Origin of the sequence: Natrinema amylolyticum, from assembly GCF_020515625.1 — an archaeon.
Lineage (GTDB): Archaea > Halobacteriota > Halobacteria > Halobacteriales > Natrialbaceae > Natrinema > Natrinema amylolyticum.
This window is the reverse complement of record NZ_JAIWPJ010000004.1, coordinates 87,748-105,721: the sequence shown is the minus strand read 5'-3', so window position 1 is coordinate 105,721 and position 17,974 is coordinate 87,748. Positions and strand designations below refer to the sequence as shown.

Here is a 17,974-nt window from a genome sequence, read left to right as displayed (position 1 = left end):
TATTTTAATGCACTTATTCAAATCACTATCCGCTATCGAACACCAATAATCTTATTAATTAATATAACTTATAAATAGTAGTAATAAAATATGAGATCGCGTTCGAACGGTAGGCCGAGCGAAACATCTTTTTGCGTGCCAATCGATTATTGGGAGAGAATGCCACACCTACAACCTGCGCAGGTGATCGAGCAGTTCGCGTCGTTCCTGCAGGACGACGTTAGGGCGGAGATCGACGACGAGTTCGTCGACGGGCAGGTGGGATCGATGTCGAGTACGATGCGGTATCTCGCCGACCAGTTGCGTCAGCAACGTGAGCTCACGCGACGACAGCGAGACTCGTTGCTCGAGGCGCTCGAAGCCGTCGAGCGCGACTGCGAGTCGACGGCCGTCACAGAAGCGGCCGCAGACGCGCGAGAACGCGTCGAAGACGCCTCGGGGTCCGACGGGGACGAACTGGAGCCCGTACTCGTCTCGGCGTGTAACGACGTTCTCGACGAGATCAATGCGGAACTCGACGGCGCGGCCGCCAGGGCGGCACGGGATCCGCTCTACGACTTCCTTCGAGTACGCGTCGAGGGACAACTCGAAATGCTCGGACGTGATTCGGCATGACACTCGAGGTGGACGATATCACGGGCGAACTCGAGCCATACCTCTCCGGCCGATTGGCGGATAGCGACGTTACGGTAACTGACCTCGAGCGCCACACGGAAGGGTGGTCCAGGCAGACGATGTCGTTTACGACCACCTGGACTGATGGCGGTACCGAGCGGTCCGAACGGCTCGTCGCACGCGTCGACCCAGGCCACGGCGAGGAGCGACAGTTCGATTACCGCAACGAGATCCAGACCGAGTTCGAGACCATGCGGTCGGTGTACGAAGCGGACGTCGACGTTCCCGTTCCGGAACCCTACTGGTTCGAAGCGGACCAGTCGGTGCTCGGCGGGCCGTTCTTCCTGGTCAGCCACCGGCCGGGAACGGCACCAGTGACCTGGGATCCGCGCGATCGAAACTCGCTGTACGACTCCTGGGACCGCGACGGAAAGCCTCTTCCGAACCAACTCGTCGACGTCATCGCGAACATCCACGAACTCGACGGCGACGACGTCCCCTGTCTCGAGACGAAAGATCCCCAGGCGTTCGTCGACGATACGCTCGAATTGCAGCGACGCAGTTACGAGGCGACGAAACTCGTCGACGAGCCGGCCGTCAACGAGATCATCGACTGGCTCGAGGCGAACAAGCCGGAGGTGCCCGAAACGACGCTCGTCCACGGCGACCTCCGGATCGGAAACATGCTACTCCACGACGAGTCGGTCTCGGCCGTGCTCGACTGGGAGATGTCGGCGATCGGCGATCCGATGTTCGACGTGGCGTACTCCTCGCTGCGGTACTTCGCCGGGAAACTCGTCGAGCCCACCGAACGACCGAACTTGGCCGGTGCGGTCGTCGACCGCGAGTGGTTCTACGACGAGTACGAGAAGCGAACTGGACGGACGATCGACCCGGATCGTCTGCGGTACTGGCGGGTCTTCGGTGCGTTCCGGATGATGAACAGCGGTATCGGCGGCGCGTACCGATTCCACACCGGCGAGAGCGACGATGTCCGAAGCGCCTGGTTCCAGTACATCGTTCCCGGATTGATCGAGGACATGCTCGATCTGATCGAAGCCGATCGTACCTGAATCCGAACCGGTCCCACCACGTCTTCTCGCGATACCCGCATCGATAAGCGGCGTGTCGATCCCTCGGTGAGTGTGGGCTCCCCCGCACCGAGCGCGGCGTAACACCTATCTCGAGGGGTGTCAACAATCGTCATATGAGTGGGCTGACCGTCGGTCATCTGGTACAGCGAAACGCACGGAAATATCCGGACCAAGAAGCCGCCGTTCACCGTTCTGACGGACGCCGAGTCGGAGCGTACACGTACACCGAATTCGAGTCACGGGTTACTCGGGTCGCGAACGGGCTCGCCGACCTGGGTGTCCGTGCCGGTGACACCGTCGCGTTGTATATGAAGAACAACGTCGAAACGCTCGAGTGTTTCGTCGGCGCGATGCTGATCGGCGCGCGTCCGGTGCCGGTGAACCATCGGTTCAAAGGCCAAGAGGTGAGCTACGTTCTCGACGACAGCGGACCCGAGGTCGCGATACTCGACGCTTTCGGTGCGGACACGATCGGCGACATCCACGACGACCCCATCGTTCCCGTCGAGACGTTCCTCTCCGTGGACGAGGATCCCCCGGCGTTCGCTAGCTCCTACGAGGCGTTCCTCGAGAACGCGTCGGCCGACGCCGTCGACGTCGTTCCCGACCGTCAGGATCAGGCGGCGCTGATGTACACGAGCGGGACTACCGGGCGACCGAAGGGGTGTCGATTCACCCACGACAACTTGCTGACGCTCGCGGCGGACGGCGTCTACGAGGGCGACTACCTCGAGCCGGGTAACCGTCACCTGATCGTCACGCCGTTGTTTCACGTCGGCGCGTTCGTTCCCTTCATCACGAACCTCTACGTCGGCGGAACGACGATCGTCACCGACGGGTTCGATCCGGAGCGCGTGTTGACCCTCCTCGAGGAGGAGTCGATCAATTCCTCGTACTTCGTCCCGACCCAGAGCCGGATGCTCCTGTCGGTAGACGACGTCGCGGACTACGACCTCTCAGCGTTCGAGAGCTACGGCACGGGCGCCGCGCCCTCGAGTGCGGACCTCAAACGCGAAATCATCGAAACGTTCGACACCGACCTCGTCGAGAGCTTCGGTCAGACGGAGGCGATGGCGACCCGGTTGCCGCCCGAACGAACGCTCGAGAAGGCCGACAGCGTCGGCCGGCCGTCGCTGAACCTCGAGATGAAAGTCGTCGACGATGCCGGGAACCGGCTCCCCCGCGGCGAGATCGGCCGCGCGGCGTACAAGGGACCGTCGGTGTTCGACGGCTACCACAACATGCCCGAGAAGACCGACGACGTGTACGACGAGGACGGCTGGTTCGTTTCCGACGACCTCATCAAACGGGACGAAGAGGGGTTCGTCTACTTCGTCGGCCGCGCCGACGACATGATCGTCTCGGGCGGCGAGAACGTCCACCCGGCCGAAGTCGAGGAAGTGATCCACGAACACCCGGCCGTCAACGAGGTCGCCGTCGTCGGCGTTCCCGACGAGAGGTGGGGCGAACGTGTCAAAGCCGTCGTCGTCCCGGAAGACGACGCGACCGACCTCGAGGCCGACGATATCGCGTCTCACGTCGAGGAACGGGTCGCCGGCTACAAGAAGCCTCGAGAGGTCGAGTTCCGATCGGAACTGCCGCGAAATCCGACCGGAAAGGTGCTCAAATCAGACCTCACCTGAGCGGTCTTTTTCCGAGCAGGCGCTCGATCAAGTATCGCGCTATTCAGATGAAATCGAACAGGTGGCCCGCGACGCGGCGCTTCTGAATTTCTTCGGAGCCTTCCGTGATGCGGTACCGGCGGTGGTGGCGGTAGATGTGCTCGAACGGCTTATGCCGGCTGTACCCGACGCCACCGTGAACCTGCATCGCGCGGTCTGCCGCCCGACAGACGAGGTCGTTCGCCTTGTAATTGCACATCGCGACGAGTTGGCTGATCGACGACTCCGATTCGGTCACCATTTCGCCCTCGTCGTCCAGCAGACGGGCCGTCTTGCGGATCGTGTTCCGGAGCATCTCCGCTTCCGTATGTAGTTCCGCGAGCGGGAACTGGATGGCCTGTCGCCTCGAGATGGGCTTGCCCCACGTCTCCCGTTCGTTCGCGTAGTCGACGGCCTCGTCGATACAGAACTGCGCGGCACCGAGACTCGCCGCGGCCTGTCGGATGCGATTCTCGTGGACGAAGAACTGAGCGATGTGCAGTCCCTGTCCCTCCTCGCCGAGGATTGCCGAATCCGGCACGCGAACGTCGTCGATCGACACCTCGGCGTGGTCGGTCGGCATGTTGAACGTCCACCAGAAGTAGTCGACCTCGAAGCCGTCGGTGTCCGTCGGTACCAGGAACGCCGTGATGCCGTCGGCATCACCGTCCTCGCCGCTGGTCCGGGCGAACACGAGGTCGTACTCTGCGGCGTGCATACCGCTGTTCCATCGTTTGGCACCGTTGATGATCCACTCGTCGCCGTCCCTTTCGGCGGTCGTATCCATCCACGTCGCATCGCTGCCGTGGTCGGGTTCGGTGAGCCCGAAGGCGACGCCCGTCTCGCCGGTGATGACGTCTTCGATCATCTCCTGCTGTTCGTCGGTTCCGAACCGGAGCAGAATCTGGGGGAAGACGGTGTTGCCGACGACCGACGCCTCGTTCTGGAGGACGTTGTGTAGCCCGAGTCCCTTGTTCGCCAGGTGCTCGCGAATCACCGCCATCGCGAAGTTCGATCCCTCGTCGCCGCCGACCTCCTCGGGGAGCGCGAACCGGAAGAACCCTGCCTCGTCGGCGCGCTCTCGCATCTCTTGGAGGAGTTCTAGCCACTCCTCGTCGGGTTCGCCGCCTGAGTCCCAGTCGGTCCGTGCGTGTTCGCGGCGTTTGTCGAAGTATTCGATGTGTTCCTCCTCGAGCGGCTTGATTTCGTTCTCGATGAATTCGTCGAGGTCATCCAGATACGACTGCAGCTCCGTTGATGGACTGATATCCATAGCAGTACGATTACTCACACGTCATCAAAAAATTACCTCCGTAGACGTTCGCCGTTCCATGGGAACGCGTTCGCCCGCTTCCCACCGTAGCCGGAGGGGAGCAGTTTTAATGGTGGCTGTGAAAACCGAGGGTACGGAGTATGGCAGAAGAACGCACGAACTACTTCGACCGACTCGTCGATCTCGACGCCCTCGAGGCGTTTCTGACCGCCCATCTCGGCTCGACAGACGTCTTCGAGGTCGACCGCCACTCGGGCGGTCATTCCAACGAAACGCTGTTCGTCACGTGGGGCGATCAGGACCTCGTCATCCGCCGCCCCCCGCCGGGCGAAACAGCCGATACGGCACACGACGTCATCCGAGAGTACACCGTCCTCGAAGCGCTTCAGGACACCGAGGTTCCGGTTCCGACGACGGTCGTCGCGACCGAGGACCACGACATTATCGGCTCGGATTTCTACGTGATGGAACAGTTAGACGGAATCGTCATCCGCGACAGCGAACCCGAGCAGTTCGGAACCCCCTCGGATCGAACGCAGATGGGGACCGAGATGATCGACACGCTCGGTGCGATTCACAACGTGGACTACGAGGCAGTCGGCCTCGAGGAGTTCGGCCATCCGGACGGGTTCACGCAGCGTCAGGTCGACAGGTGGGAGCAGCAGTACGAGTGGGCGCTCGAGGTGACGGCCGACGCGCGCGAGATCCCCGAAATCCACGAGCTAACCGAGTGGCTGCAGGCGAACGTGCCATCGGACCACCCACACACGCTCGTCCACGGCGATTACAAGCTCGACAACGTGATGTTCGGCTCCGACGCGCCGCCGGAGATCGCCGCCGTCCTCGACTGGGAGATGTCGACGATCGGTGATCCGTTCACCGATCTCGGCTGGCTACTGTCGTACTGGCCTGACGAAGACGATGACACCACCAAGGTCGGCACCGCCGGCGACGCCGAATACCTGCTCCGGGACGGCTATCACGCGCGGTCGGAACTCGTCGAGCGATACGAGCAAGCGACGGGCTACACCTTCGAGAACGACCGATTCTACCGGGCACTGGCCTACTACAAGCTGGGCGGGATCGGCGAGATGTTCTTCCGTCGCCACCTCGAGGGGAACGCCGACAACGACCACTATCCGATCATGGAAGAGCGCGTTCCGGAACTGGCGCGACAGGCGCTGCGCATCATCGATGGGGCTAATTGATCGGACGCCGTCGATTCCCTGCAACTCGGCTCCGAGACGGATCAGTTCCGTAGTTCGCGAACGATCGTTTGCTTTTGCATCTCGTCCGATCCCTCCGTGAGTCGTTTCCCGCGAGCGGTTCGATACCGGTCTTCGATCGGCTCCCGCCGCGAGTATCCCTTCGCGCCGTGAATCTGCATCGCGACGTCTGCCGCTTTGTTTTCCAACTTCGCAGCGGCGAGTTTCGCCATCGCCGTCTCCTTGCGCGCGTTATGACCCTCATCGACCTTCCAGGCAGCATACTGGTAGAGCTGTCGCGTCCGCTCGACGTCCATCGCGACCTCGGCGAGCGGGAACGAGATCCCCTGTCGCTCGACGAGCGGTTTGCCGAACGTTTCGCGCTCTTCGGCGTAGTCGAGAGCCTTCTCGAGAAGGAACTGGGCCGACCCGACGCAGCCGGCCGCGACGCCCAGCCGCGCGTTGCCGATCCACTCCATCGCCTGGTAGAACCCCTTCCCTTCGGTCCCGAGGAGAGCGTCGTCACCGACGCGACAGTCCTCGAACTCGAGTTCCGCCGGCGCGACCCAGGCGTGGCCCATCGGCCGGTGGATGTCGCCGACCGAGAGCCCTGGCGTGTCCGTATCGACGAGGAAACACGATATCCCGTCGATTTGCCCCGGCTCGCCGCTCGTCCGCGCGAACACCATCGCGAAATCGGCGTAGGGCGCGTTGCTGATCCACGACTTCTCGCCGTTGATCACCCATTCGTCACCGTCTCTTTCCGCTGTCGTCCTGAGAAACTGCGGATCGCTGCCAGCGTCGGGTTCGGTCAGCGCGAAACACGTCGTCTTCTCGCCGGCCATGAGCGGCTCGAGATACCGCTCTCGCTGCTCGTCGTCGCAGTTGAGCAAGATCGGCGTCGGACCACCGCCGGCACCGCGGACCGCATACGTGTGGAGACCCGGGGGCTGGTCGGCCAGGTACTCGGCGACGAGCGCGTCGGTGAGCGCACCGATTCCCCGACCGCCGACTGACTCCGGCATGTTCATGCCCCAGAATCCGGCCTCGGCGGCGCGCTCGCGGATCGTCGCTTTCAGGTCGAGGTACTCGGGAACTTGCCTGAACTCGTCGTCGAAGATGTGTCGTTCCGCATCCGGACCGAGAAACCGCTCGTGGTCGTCCTCGAGCGGCCGTATCTCCGTTTCGATGAACTCGTCGAGCTCCGATTTGAGGCGGCTAGCGTCGGCTGGTTCGCTGAAGTCCATACGAACCATTCATTGATCCCACACTTAAAACATGTTACCGAATGGCAGTGTCCATCATTCGACTCTGGCGCGGGTGAGCGACTCGTACGCATCGAAGCGGCACGTGGTTCCGGAACGACGATGGGGTTAGCTGGCCATCACTTGGTTGACTCGCTCCGAAATCTCGCTCAAGTTCGGAATCATCTCGCCCCAGTCGAACCAGAGCAGTTCGTCGGGACTCTCGACGTATTCGAACAGCTCTGTAAGCTCGTCCGACGGATCTTGCATGGCCATCGGATAGTTGTGGGTGGTACTCAGTTCGACGGCGTTTTCGGGTTCGTAGAGATAGTTCAAGAGATCGTAGACGTCTTCTTTTTTATCGCTCTCTTCCATTATCACGAAGTAGTTCGTGTGAGCGACTGCGCCTTCATCGGGAATGACGTATGCGGCGTCCATTCCCCCCTCCTGCAAGACCTGCATGCGACCGCCCCACGCCGAACATGTGTAGACTTGGTCCTCTCGGAGCAATCGCATGAACTCGTCGCCGGCACTCCAGTAGGTGACCACGTTCTGGTGTTGCTCTTCCATCTCTTCGAACACATCGTCCATCATGCCGTCGTCGTTGAGCGTCTCACCGACATCGTACTCGAGTGCAGCACAACAGTTCGCAAACCGAGTCGGCGGCGATGCGAACAGCGAGACGCGGTCTTCGAGCTCGTCGGCTTTGAGATCCTCCCACGACGTGATCTCGTCGATGTGCTCTTGGTTGTAGCCGATTCCTTGAGAGGACATGTAGTAGAATATCGCATCGTCCTCTCCCTCGATGGGCGGCGCATTTTTCCACTGATCCTGAACGTTTTCCTCGTAGTTCGGGATCTCGCCCGTATCGAGATCGGTGAACAGTTCACCGTCGTACTCGAGTCGCTCATACGCGAGCCCGAACTGCGCCGGGTTCGTGAAGTCGAATTCGCCGGGATTCTCCGCGATGAGATTGACCATCTCGGTATCATCAGCTACTTCCTGATGTGTCACGTCAATTCCACTCTCTTCGCTCCACTTTTCGAACATCTCTCGCTCGGCGTCCTGGGTCGTTCCGCCGCGACTGATGTAATTGAGCGTATCGCTGTCGTCACCCATACAGCCAGCCACGGTGATACCGGAAACCACAGCACCGGTTTGCAGCACACGCCGTCGAGTTGTTTTCCGTCCCCTGCCGGAATCATGGTCCTCGTTACTCCGTGACATCGTATCCTCTTATTTGGAGAACCATATTAAATGATTCGTATATTTTTCACTTCTTCATGTCTGATAATTGGATCCGGTGACCCTGAACAGTCTCCAGCCGAGGCCTCAGACGGCACCTCGTGTTCACGAGAGTACGATCAGAAAAACAGGACGAATTCGACTACATTCGACTTGAGAAGACGGTTCCTCAGCGGTACTATTATCTTTCTGCTTGTAGACTGACTCAAACGTGACAGACCTCAAAATCGATACGGCGGTGAAAGGATTGTCGACGGAATCGGCGGACCTCGCGGCGAAGGCCGAATCGTTCGGCTTCGACGGAGTGTTTACACCAGAAACTGATGAGGATCCGTTCCTTCCGCTTCCACTCGTAGCCGACCGGACCGACGACATCGATATCGGGACTCGCATCGCCACGGCGTTTACCCGCTCGCCGATGGTGTTGGCCTACCAAGCGTGGGACTTGCAGCAGTTTTCCGACGGCCGCATGGTTCTCGGGCTCGGTACCCAAGTCAAGGGACACAACGAACGACGGTTCTCGGTCGACTTCGAGTGGGAAAGTCCCGGTCCTCGGCTTCGCGAAGAGGTCCTCGCGCTCAAACACATTTTCGACGTGTTCCAGGGTAACGAAGACGAACTCGATTTCGACGGCGAGTTCTTCCAGTTCTCTCTCATGACCGACGAATTCAATCCCGGGCCGCTCGAGGACGGTCCACCGGACATCTGGGTCGCCGGCGTCAGCGAGTACATGCTCAAGATGGCCGGTGACGTTGCCGACGGTCTCTGTATGCACGCGTTCAACACGCCGAAATACACCGAAGAAGTCATCGGACCGATGGTCGAGGAAGGCGCCGAAATAGGCGACCGCGATCCCGACGAGGTAACGCTCTCCGCCAGCCCGTTTCTCATCACAGGCGAAACCGAGGAGCAACGCGCCGAGATGCGCCAGGAAGCGAAACAACGCATCGCGTTCTATGGTTCGACCAGAACCTACCACGACGTCCTCGAACTTCACGGCTGGAAGGACGTCGGCATGGAGCTGCACGAGCTCTCGAAAGAGGGGAAGTGGGGCGAGATGACCGAACTGGTCACCGACGACATGCTCGAGGCATTCGCGATCGAAGCCCCGCCGGAAGAACTCGCGGCCGAAATCGAGGACAAGTACGGCGGCATCGCCGACCGAATTCAGTTGTCTTTCGACGGCAACGAGTACTGGAATCAGGTTCTCGACGACCTCAAAGACGACTGATCGGTGATCGGCGTGGTCCTACTCTAGCAGTTCGAAAACCGGCTAACGTTCGCGATAGCATAGATTTACAAATCCGCGTATAGACATCGTGGTATGGAGTATCACGACTCCGAAACGGCACAGGAGGTAGCGACGCGAGTCGAATCGTTCATGGACGAAGAGGTGATTCCCCGCGAGCGGGAGGCGCTTCGAACCGGTGAGAAGATCACCGAAGCGGAAATCGAAGAGCTCTGGGAGATGGCGAAAGAACGCGATCTCTTCGCACCACAGATGCCGGAGGAGTACGGCGGCCAAGGGCTGGACTTCAGCGACATGCTGCCGTCGTTCGAGCAGGTCGGTCGATCGCTTATCGGCGCGCTCTCGATCCGGGCGAACGCACCCCACGAGGGGAACATGCACACCCTCGAGATGGTCGGTACCGAAGAGCAGAAAGAGGAGTGGCTTCGGCCGCTCGTCCAGGGTGACATCTCGTCCGCGTTCTCGATGACCGAACCGATGCAAGGCGGCGGTTCGGATCCGAAAATGCTGCAGACGACCGCCGAGAAGGACGGCGACGAGTGGGTCATCAACGGCCACAAGTGGTGGACCTCCGACGGCACCGACGCGGATTTCCTCCTGGTGATGGCCCGGACCGACCTCGATGCCCACCCTTACGAAGGGACCTCGATCATCCTCGTCCCGACCGACACGGACGGCGTCAACTTCGTCCGTGACGTCGGTCACCTCGGCGGCCACGGCATTACCGAGCGGACCGGCGGCCACGCCGAAGTGAAATACGAGAACGTTCGCGTCCCCGTCGAGAACACGGTCGGCGAGGAGGGAGAAGGGTTCAAAGTCGCACAGATGCGTCTCGGCGGGGGCCGACTCACGCACTGCATGCGCTACTCCGGGATGGCGGAGCGCTCACTCGACATCGCGAAGGCCTACATTAGCGAACGCGAGGGCTTCGGGTCGGCACTCTCCGAAAAACAGGCGCTTCGCCACCGGATCGCTGACGCCGAGACGCGCTTACACGCCGCGCGGACGATATCGCGCCACGCTGCCCGCGAACTCGACCGGAGCGATGCCCGCATCGAAGTCGCCATGGCCAAGAACTTCACCGCCAACGTTACGAACGAGATCATCGACCTCGCGATCCAGTGTTGCGGTGGGAACGGCATCGGCAAGGACCTGCCGCTGGCGCACTTCTACGAGAACGTCCGTCCGTTCCGCATCGTCGACGGTGCCGACGAGGTTCACCGACGGTCGATCGCACGGTGGGCGTTCGAGGATATCAAAGAGGAAGAACTCGAGAACGTCCTTCGATTCGACGAGGAGCGACGCGTGGACGCTCTCGACGAGTAAGAGCTCCCGCTCAATCGGAGCCAAAAACATAAGACGCTACCCATCAAGAACTTATTCGTAGCTATGAAGGAATTTGACAATTTCGACGTCGAACAGACGGAGACCGGTATCGCGTACCTCTCGATCGAAAGCGAGTCGGCGATGAACTCGCTGAACGATACCATGACCGAGGAACTGCGCTGGCTAGGAACAGAACTCAACGAAGACGACGACGTTCGGTGTATCGTCCTTCGAGGATCCGACGGCGTATTCTGTGCTGGCGGTAACATTACCTCTTTCGACGAGGACTCGAGTGCGCCGGCGCAGCTCCGACGGGGCGCGTCCTCTATCAACGACGTCGTCTTCCTGCTGAAACGCGGCGAAACGCCGATCATCACCGGAATTGACGGACCGGCCGTTGGCGCCGGCTTCGCCCTCGGCCTACTGGGAGATATCACCCTCATGCACGAGGATGCATACCTCCAGTTTGGCTACCCCGGCATCGGGTTGACCGGCGACGGATCGGCGACGTACTACCTTCCGCATCTCGTCGGACTGCAGGAGGCTAAACGTATTGCGTTGCTCAACGACCGAATTCCGGCCGCCGAAGCCGAAGAAATCGGACTCGTCACGGAAGTCGCGGACGCTGACTCGTTCGACGATCGACTCGAAGAGCTCGCGACGTCGCTGGCCTCCGGCCCGACCAAAGCGCTCGGGTCGATTTCACGACAGCTCGAGGAAGCCTCCGCTCGCCAACTGTCCGAACAGCTCGCCCACGAAGCCGAGCGGATCTCGAAGGCTGCGAGAACGGAAGACTATGCGGAAGGTGTGAGCGCATTCAAGGAGAAACGGGATCCCGAGTTCGTCGGCTACTGATCGGCCACTAGATCCTGCCTCGACGAATCGTTTTCGTCGGGTTCTCACGTCACGCCAGCCATCGGTTCTGAAGCGCTCCTGTCCGCTCTTGATTTCGTTTCCTGTTGCTCGATTTCGTTCAGATGCTCGAAGACGAGTTGGAAGTCCAGTCGCAGTAACTGTAGAGATAATATTCTAGGCATAATTATAGAAATAAATACAAAATGGTTAATACGGGTGGCGGAATTTACACTGCAATATGTGTGCTGCTATCCCATCCCATACGCTATCACGTCGGTCATTTTTTAGACCGATAGCCGATGAAATGGGAGCACCGGTGCCGATCAGTACACATAGGGTAAGTGAATCGCCCGGCGAAGGTTACCGATAAAACCGGTCCGTAAAAGACACAGAACTCAACAACTGGTCGAGTAGATAACCACATCACTGAAAGAGGATACAAATGTTAGAAGTCAAAAACCTTACAAAGTACTACGGAGACTTGCTGGCCGTCGACGAATTATCGTTTCGTATTGAAGAGGGACAGTTCGCCACACTGCTCGGACCGAGTGGCTGTGGGAAGAGTACGACGTTGCACGTGATTGCGGGCCTCATCGATGCCACCTCAGGTTCGGTCCACCTCCGGGGTAAAGAGGTCTCGGACGTACCACCGTACGAGCGCAACATCGGCCTAGTGTTTCAACACTCGGCGCTGTTCCCCCACATGACCGTCGAAGAGAACCTCAGGTACGGTCTGAAGATGCAGGACTTCGACGGCGACCACGACAGGCAGATCGAGAAGTACCTCGAGATGGTGCAGATGTTGGAGCATGCCGATCACAAACCCGACGAACTCAGCGGTGGGCAGCAGCGTCGAATCTCGTTCGCGCGAGCGCTGGTCTACGAACCGGACATCCTCCTACTAGACGAGCCGCTGACGGGGCTCGACCGCGTCCTGCGAGAGGATATGCGAAACGAAATCCGGTCGATCCAACAGGAAGTTGATGTGACGACGTTGCACGTGACTCACGACCAGTCAGAAGCGCTGTCGATGTCGGACCAGGTGATCGTGATGAACGAAGGACGAAAGGAACAGGAGGGTCATCCAACGGAACTCTACGAACAGCCGAAAACGGAGTTCGTCGCAGAATTCCTCGGCCAGTCGACGAAGTTCGAGGGAGAATTGGTTGACGCTAACACACCGGTCATTCGATCGGGTTCGAGGGAGATTCACATCGAGACAAATGGCGATACCGAAGCGGTAGCCGGTGACGACATATCGACGTACATCCGGCCTGAGGAGATCGACGTTCACCCTACCCCACAGGCCAATGGCGACACAAACACGTTTTCCGGGAGGATTACGGACGTCGAATACCTCGGTCACCGCGCCGAGTTGGAAATCGAACTCGACGATGGTACCAAGGTGATAGCATTTAGTCAAACATCGGATGACCTGAGTGTCGGAAAAGAGGTATCGGTTCAGTTCGACCCTGACAAGGTGATTTGTGTATGAAGTTCGGAAACGTTCAACTGCCAGAACTCCCTTCGTTAGGGCTGTTTCGTGACCGGTCAACTGGGAAGATATTGATGGCAATCGGATTGGGTTGGCTGACGATCTTCTTTATCATACCCGTATTCGTGCTGCTGTTTGAGAGTCTCAACTTCGGAAGCGGCTCGTTGTTCGAAAATTACAGCACAGCGCTGAGTAGCACGTACACGCGGACGCTCGGTCGAACGTTGGCATATGCGCTCGTCACGACTATCGTCTGCCTGACCCTCGGCTATTGGATCTCCTATTACATCGCCTTCAAGGCTAAACGGCAGATGCTGATGCTCGGATTCATCCTATTACCCCTGTGGATCGCTATCATCATTCGATATTTCGGCGTCTCGTTGTTCTTCCTCCCGACTGGACCCGTCCAGCAACTGTTCGGTACTGACTTCGGCGTCCTCTTTTCGACGACCGGAGTCATAGTCGGACTGACGGCTGCGCTGCTGCCGTTTGCGATTCTCCCGATTTTCAACTCCTTGCAGTCGATTGATGAGGAACTGATCAACTCCTCGAAAGTACTCGGAGCGACGCCGCTGCACACGCTCCGGACAGTGGTCTTCCCACTGAGTCTGTCCGGCGTTATTGCGAGCGCACTGTTCGTCTATATTCTCGCTGCCGGGTCGTTCCTCGCTCCAGCGTTACTCGGTGGACCCGGAGACTTCATGATGGCAAACGTCATCGAACAGTCGTTCTCGTACAGCATCCCCCTCGCCGCGGCGCTTTCGGTCGTCTTCACGGGTGCATTACTGATCCTTATCGGGATATTTAATCACTATGCAAACATCTCGGAGGTGCTCAGTGACCTATGACGAAACTCACCACACGATTAGTGTTCTACCCCGCGATAGTGCTCGTTTACTCGATACTGCTGATTCCCCTCGTGATAGTTATCGCGACCTCGCTAACCGTCCAATCGGCACCGACGCTGCCAACCGACGGCGTGACGCTCGATTGGTACGTCTCGCTCTTCGAAAACCAGCGACTCATCGATGCGATGGTCGTGAGTACCATTGTCGCGTCTGCTACCGCAGTCGTCGCTGGAATCGTCGGTACGATTACCGCGTTCGGGTTCGTGAGGAGCGAAGTCAGAATGAAAGAGACGCTCGCGACGATCATGCTGTTACCGCTGATGATCTCACCGGTAATTAGCGGCGTCGCCTTCCTCCGGTTCGGGAGTCTCCTCCCGATTCCTCGAGGATATCCGCAGATCGTTCTCGCGCATTCGATACTCGCGCTGCCGTTCGTCTTCCTCATCGTCCGGTCTCGATTACTGACCTTCGATGAACGTCTCGAAGACGCGTCGGTGATCATGGGAGCGAACCGACTAGAGACGACGTTCAACGTGACGATTCCGATCATCGCGCCAGCGATGATCGCTGGGATGTTGATTGCGTTTGTCATCTCGTTTGGCGAGTTCACGGCAACGCAGTTTCTCGTCACACCCAGTACAACGACCGTCCCGATTATCATCTTCAATCAGATTCAGACGGGTCTCAGCCCCGAAATCAGTGCTCTCGCGACAACGCTCGTAATACTCATGGTCATCGTTAGTGTCACGGGTGATCAGATCGGAGGGTAGGCATGGTCGACTCATTCGTTTCTCTCGTTTCACTCTTCCAGACGGTAGTTTCACAATGTCTCGTGAAGAGTACCAAACGTAGTTATGGAACGGACCGACTTCCAAGACGCTGCAAGCGGTAACACCGGCGCACTCCACGATATCACGGCAGCAGAACGCAGTGACGAACCGGCGATCAAGATGGGCGAACGGACGCTCACTCACGCCGAACTTCGTGACCGATCTGCGACCTTCGCTGGCGGATTATCCGAACGGGGGATCGAACCTGACGACAGGTTGCTGATCTACGTGCCGAACTGTCCGGAGTTTCTCATCGCGTTCTTCGGCGGGCTCAAAGCGGGAACGCCGGTTTCGCCGGCGAATCCGCAGTACCAATCCCGGGAACTCGAGCACCAGCTCACGGATTCCGACGCTCAGGTCATCGTGACACATGACCGGCTCCGTGACGTCGTCGAGGAAACGATCAGCGGTACTGACGTTGATCCGCTGGTGATCACTGTCGGCGACGCCCGACCGGACGACGTCCCGTTCGAGGCGGTCGACGGCGAACCGATATGTGTCGACCGTGCGGACGACGACGTGGCGACGCAACTCTATACGAGCGGTACGACGGGCAAGCCGAAGGGCGTTCTCTCAACCCACAAAAACTTGCGAACGCAGGCGTTTGCAGGGTTGGACGCCGGCGTCACTGACGCGGATGAGGAACGAGTCCTGGTAAGTTTACCGCTGTATCACACGACCGGGGTCTATCACTGTACGTGGCAACCGCTAATCAAGGGCGGCTGTGTCTACCTCCGCGATCCGAGCCAGTGGGATCCGGCCGACGCGATGGCGGCAATCGAGGAACACGAGATTAGTTCGTTCAACGGCGTTACCGCGATGTTCGTCGACATGATCAACGACGAATCGTTCGGCGAGTACGACCTCTCGAGTCTCGAGTCGGTCGGTGAAGGGGGGGCGAAGATGTCCGTGACGGTCCAAGAGGAGTTCGAGTCGGTCGCGGGCGTCGAGATGTACGAAGGGTACGGGCTGACGGAGACCAGTGGTGCGACCCACGCGGGCAATAATTCTACGTTCGGCCCGCGATTAGGATCGATTGGACAGCCGTTCCGCATGACCAATAGTAAGATCGTCGACGACGATGGAAACGAAGTTCCACCGGGAGAAGAAGGAGAACTGCTGGTCCGCGGTCCGCACGTGATGAAAGGATATCACAACCTGCCCGAGGAAACGGAAGCGGCGTTCGATGAGAACGGGTACTTCCGTACAGGCGACATCGCTCGATGCGACGAGGACAACTACTACGAGATCATCGATCGAGCGAAAGACGTCGTCGTCACCGCTGGCTACAACGTGTATCCAAGCGAGGTCGAAGACCTGCTGCGAGAGCACGAAGCCGTTGCAGATGTCGCCGTCGTCGGCGTCCCAGACGAACGACGAAACGAGGTACCGAAGGCCTTTGTCGTTCCGACGCCGAATGCGACCGTCGGTGAAGACATCACGGCCGATGACGTCAAGCAGTTCTCGCTCGATAACCTCGCAGCATACAAGCACCCTCGACAGATCGAATTTTTGGACGAACTCCCTCGAACGGCGAGCGGAAAGGTGAGAAAAATCGAACTCGAGTGACACCGACTCTCCTTCAACCTGCCACAGGAGTCTTCTAGTTCGTGGCCGCCTATCGCCATTCCGAGTCCGTGTCACATCGTCAGTCATCGGTTGCTTCCGGTTTTGACTAACTCTTCGTTGAAATTCGTGTCTCCTGGTTCGGCTCATTCGTCGATCTAGCAGTTCACCACCGGAGTGATGGTCAGTCGATCTGAGGTAGTCTTTGCTCCTCTAGTCATAGTGTACCGCAACAAATCGTCTGCACGTGATAGATAAGTGGTGACTTTGCTCTCGCAAGGGCTCGTTCGATAATCCGCCCAATTAACGCACTTAGGGTGTTATCTAAACACCCCTCCTCCCTGCGTGTGGCCTATTACCATGGGTGTATATCACATTACAGCGTGCTGTAGTCGGGAGCTCGTAGCGAGACGGTCGGGACTCCGCCGAATATGAGTGGAATACGATACTGTCCGCTACTAGTTGTAGAGGTAGTAAGATACGGGTGAAAAATACCGGTATAATTATGGTCGTTATAGTTGATTAAGCCATATGCGAGAAATTGGTACCGGTAACATACTCGTCGATGTGGATGGCCACCGTGGCGATATCGTTCTGAATCGCCCTGAGAAACGAAATGCGATGAACGAAGCGGTTCTTAGGGATCTCAAACAAGCGTTTGAGGAAGTCCTCGCCGACGACTCCGTTCGCGCCATCGCGTTGCTCGGGGAAGGTCCCGTCTTTTGTGCGGGGATGGACCTCGAGATGATGCGAGATCGGGGCGAGCACGGGGACTCGAGTGACGAAGCGGAGGCTCAGAGCGAGAGTGGAAATCTCTTGGGGGAGGCGATCGAAGTGATCGATACGGCGCGCGTTCCGACCGTAGTCGGTATCAAGCGTGCGGCCCCCGCGGGCGCGTTCGAGCTCTCACTCCCGGCCGACTTTCGAGTTATCTCCACCGACGCCAAGTACGGCGTTATCGAGGTGCAACTCGGAACGTTCCCACACGGCGGCGCGACACAGCGTCTTCCGCGAATGATCGGACTAGCGAAGGCGAAAGAACTCGTATTGAGCGGTGAATTTATCGATCCGGACGAGGCCAAACAGATCGGACTCGTGAACGAAGTCTGTGAACCGGACGAAGTCGATGCGCGTGCCCGTGAACTCGCGGACGAACTCGCCGAGAACGCTCCGCTCGGAATGGAGAACGCACGAAAAGCGCTTAATGCTGCCTTGGAGATGCCCCTTGACGAGGGACTCGCATACGAACAAGCACTCGGGAGCCAGCTAGACGACACCTACGATTACACGGAAGGATTCAGTGCGCGATTAGAGGATCGCGAACCGGAGTTCGAAGGTCGGTAACGTCGGACAAGGATCCAGCATCGACCGGATTTCTATTCTGTCGGTTGCCTGGAACGGTCCTTCCGAAGTGGTGCTAGACGCGTACCAGACCCAACCGATGGACCTCCACCTCCCCGGTCGACTT

Annotated in this window: 15 protein-coding genes; 12 read left to right on the top strand and 3 right to left on the bottom strand. The window is 58.8% G+C overall.

Features of this window, described 5'->3' with window-relative positions; all coding sequences use genetic code 11:
- Nucleotides 1–159: 159 nt before the first annotated feature.
- The 3 genes from LDH66_RS19285 to LDH66_RS19275 all read left to right on the top strand — a co-directional run bounded on the left by LDH66_RS19285 (nucleotide 160) and on the right by LDH66_RS19275 (nucleotide 3,352).
- Complete coding sequence (locus LDH66_RS19285; protein ID WP_226482713.1) at nucleotides 160–615, top strand: hypothetical protein; 456 nt, start codon at nucleotides 160–162, stop codon at nucleotides 613–615.
- Nucleotides 612–1,688: a phosphotransferase family protein gene (locus LDH66_RS19280; protein WP_226482712.1), complete on the top strand. Its 1,077-nt coding sequence runs from the start codon at nucleotides 612–614 to the stop codon at nucleotides 1,686–1,688. The genes LDH66_RS19285 and LDH66_RS19280 overlap by 4 nt, the downstream gene beginning before the upstream one ends.
- A 134-nt stretch (nucleotides 1,689–1,822) precedes the next feature.
- Nucleotides 1,823–3,352, top strand: coding sequence for a class I adenylate-forming enzyme family protein (locus LDH66_RS19275; protein ID WP_226482711.1), 1,530 nt, complete (start codon nucleotides 1,823–1,825; stop codon nucleotides 3,350–3,352).
- A 43-nt stretch (nucleotides 3,353–3,395) separates the two neighbouring features.
- Here LDH66_RS19275 and LDH66_RS19270 read toward each other — a convergent pair whose 3' ends face one another.
- The gene (locus LDH66_RS19270) at nucleotides 3,396–4,643 is read right to left on the bottom strand and encodes an acyl-CoA dehydrogenase family protein (protein WP_226482710.1); all 1,248 of its coding nucleotides are present in this window, start codon (nucleotides 4,641–4,643) and stop codon (nucleotides 3,396–3,398) included.
- A gap of 140 nt (nucleotides 4,644–4,783) precedes the next feature.
- Between LDH66_RS19270 and LDH66_RS19265 the strand changes: the two genes are divergently transcribed.
- A complete protein-coding gene (locus tag LDH66_RS19265) occupies nucleotides 4,784–5,851 on the top strand; it encodes a phosphotransferase family protein (RefSeq protein ID WP_226482709.1) in 1,068 nt (355 codons plus the stop codon).
- Between the two features lie 41 nt (nucleotides 5,852–5,892).
- Here the strand turns inward: LDH66_RS19265 and LDH66_RS19260 are convergent, their stop codons facing one another.
- Both LDH66_RS19260 and LDH66_RS19255 read right to left on the bottom strand, forming a co-directional pair.
- A complete protein-coding gene (locus LDH66_RS19260) occupies nucleotides 5,893–7,095 on the bottom strand; it encodes an acyl-CoA dehydrogenase family protein (protein WP_226482708.1) in 1,203 nt (400 codons plus the stop codon).
- A 126-nt stretch (nucleotides 7,096–7,221) separates the two neighbouring features.
- On the bottom strand, nucleotides 7,222–8,211 hold the full coding sequence (locus LDH66_RS19255; protein ID WP_226482707.1) for an ABC transporter substrate-binding protein: 990 nt from the start codon (nucleotides 8,209–8,211) through the stop codon (nucleotides 7,222–7,224).
- Between the two features lie 337 nt (nucleotides 8,212–8,548).
- Between LDH66_RS19255 and LDH66_RS19250 the strand changes: the two genes are divergently transcribed.
- The 8 genes from LDH66_RS19250 (at nucleotide 8,549) to LDH66_RS19215 (ending at nucleotide 17,850) form a co-directional block, all read left to right on the top strand.
- Complete coding sequence (locus LDH66_RS19250) at nucleotides 8,549–9,568, top strand: TIGR03617 family F420-dependent LLM class oxidoreductase (RefSeq protein WP_226482706.1); 1,020 nt, start codon at nucleotides 8,549–8,551, stop codon at nucleotides 9,566–9,568.
- A 93-nt stretch (nucleotides 9,569–9,661) separates the two neighbouring features.
- A complete protein-coding gene (locus tag LDH66_RS19245; protein WP_226482705.1) occupies nucleotides 9,662–10,912 on the top strand; it encodes an acyl-CoA dehydrogenase family protein in 1,251 nt (416 codons plus the stop codon).
- Between the two features lie 63 nt (nucleotides 10,913–10,975).
- Nucleotides 10,976–11,767: an enoyl-CoA hydratase/isomerase family protein gene (locus LDH66_RS19240; protein WP_226482704.1), complete on the top strand. Its 792-nt coding sequence runs from the start codon at nucleotides 10,976–10,978 to the stop codon at nucleotides 11,765–11,767.
- 442 nt (nucleotides 11,768–12,209) lie between these two features.
- Nucleotides 12,210–13,262 carry an ABC transporter ATP-binding protein gene (locus LDH66_RS19235; RefSeq protein ID WP_226482703.1) on the top strand — a complete coding sequence of 351 codons (1,053 nt, stop codon included), beginning with the start codon at nucleotides 12,210–12,212 and terminating at the stop codon, nucleotides 13,260–13,262.
- A complete protein-coding gene (locus LDH66_RS19230) occupies nucleotides 13,259–14,110 on the top strand; it encodes an ABC transporter permease (RefSeq protein ID WP_226482702.1) in 852 nt (283 codons plus the stop codon). Before LDH66_RS19235 ends, LDH66_RS19230 begins: the two co-directional genes overlap by 4 nt.
- A complete protein-coding gene (locus LDH66_RS19225) occupies nucleotides 14,107–14,880 on the top strand; it encodes an ABC transporter permease (protein WP_226482701.1) in 774 nt (257 codons plus the stop codon). The genes LDH66_RS19230 and LDH66_RS19225 overlap by 4 nt, the downstream gene beginning before the upstream one ends.
- Nucleotides 14,881–14,964: 84 nt before the next feature.
- Nucleotides 14,965–16,509 (top strand): class I adenylate-forming enzyme family protein, encoded by a 1,545-nt coding sequence (locus LDH66_RS19220; RefSeq protein ID WP_226482700.1) that lies wholly within the window; start codon nucleotides 14,965–14,967, stop codon nucleotides 16,507–16,509.
- A 528-nt stretch (nucleotides 16,510–17,037) separates the two neighbouring features.
- Nucleotides 17,038–17,850 carry an enoyl-CoA hydratase/isomerase family protein gene (locus tag LDH66_RS19215; protein ID WP_226482699.1) on the top strand — a complete coding sequence of 271 codons (813 nt, stop codon included), beginning with the start codon at nucleotides 17,038–17,040 and terminating at the stop codon, nucleotides 17,848–17,850.
- The last annotated feature ends 124 nt before the right edge of the window (nucleotides 17,851–17,974 follow it).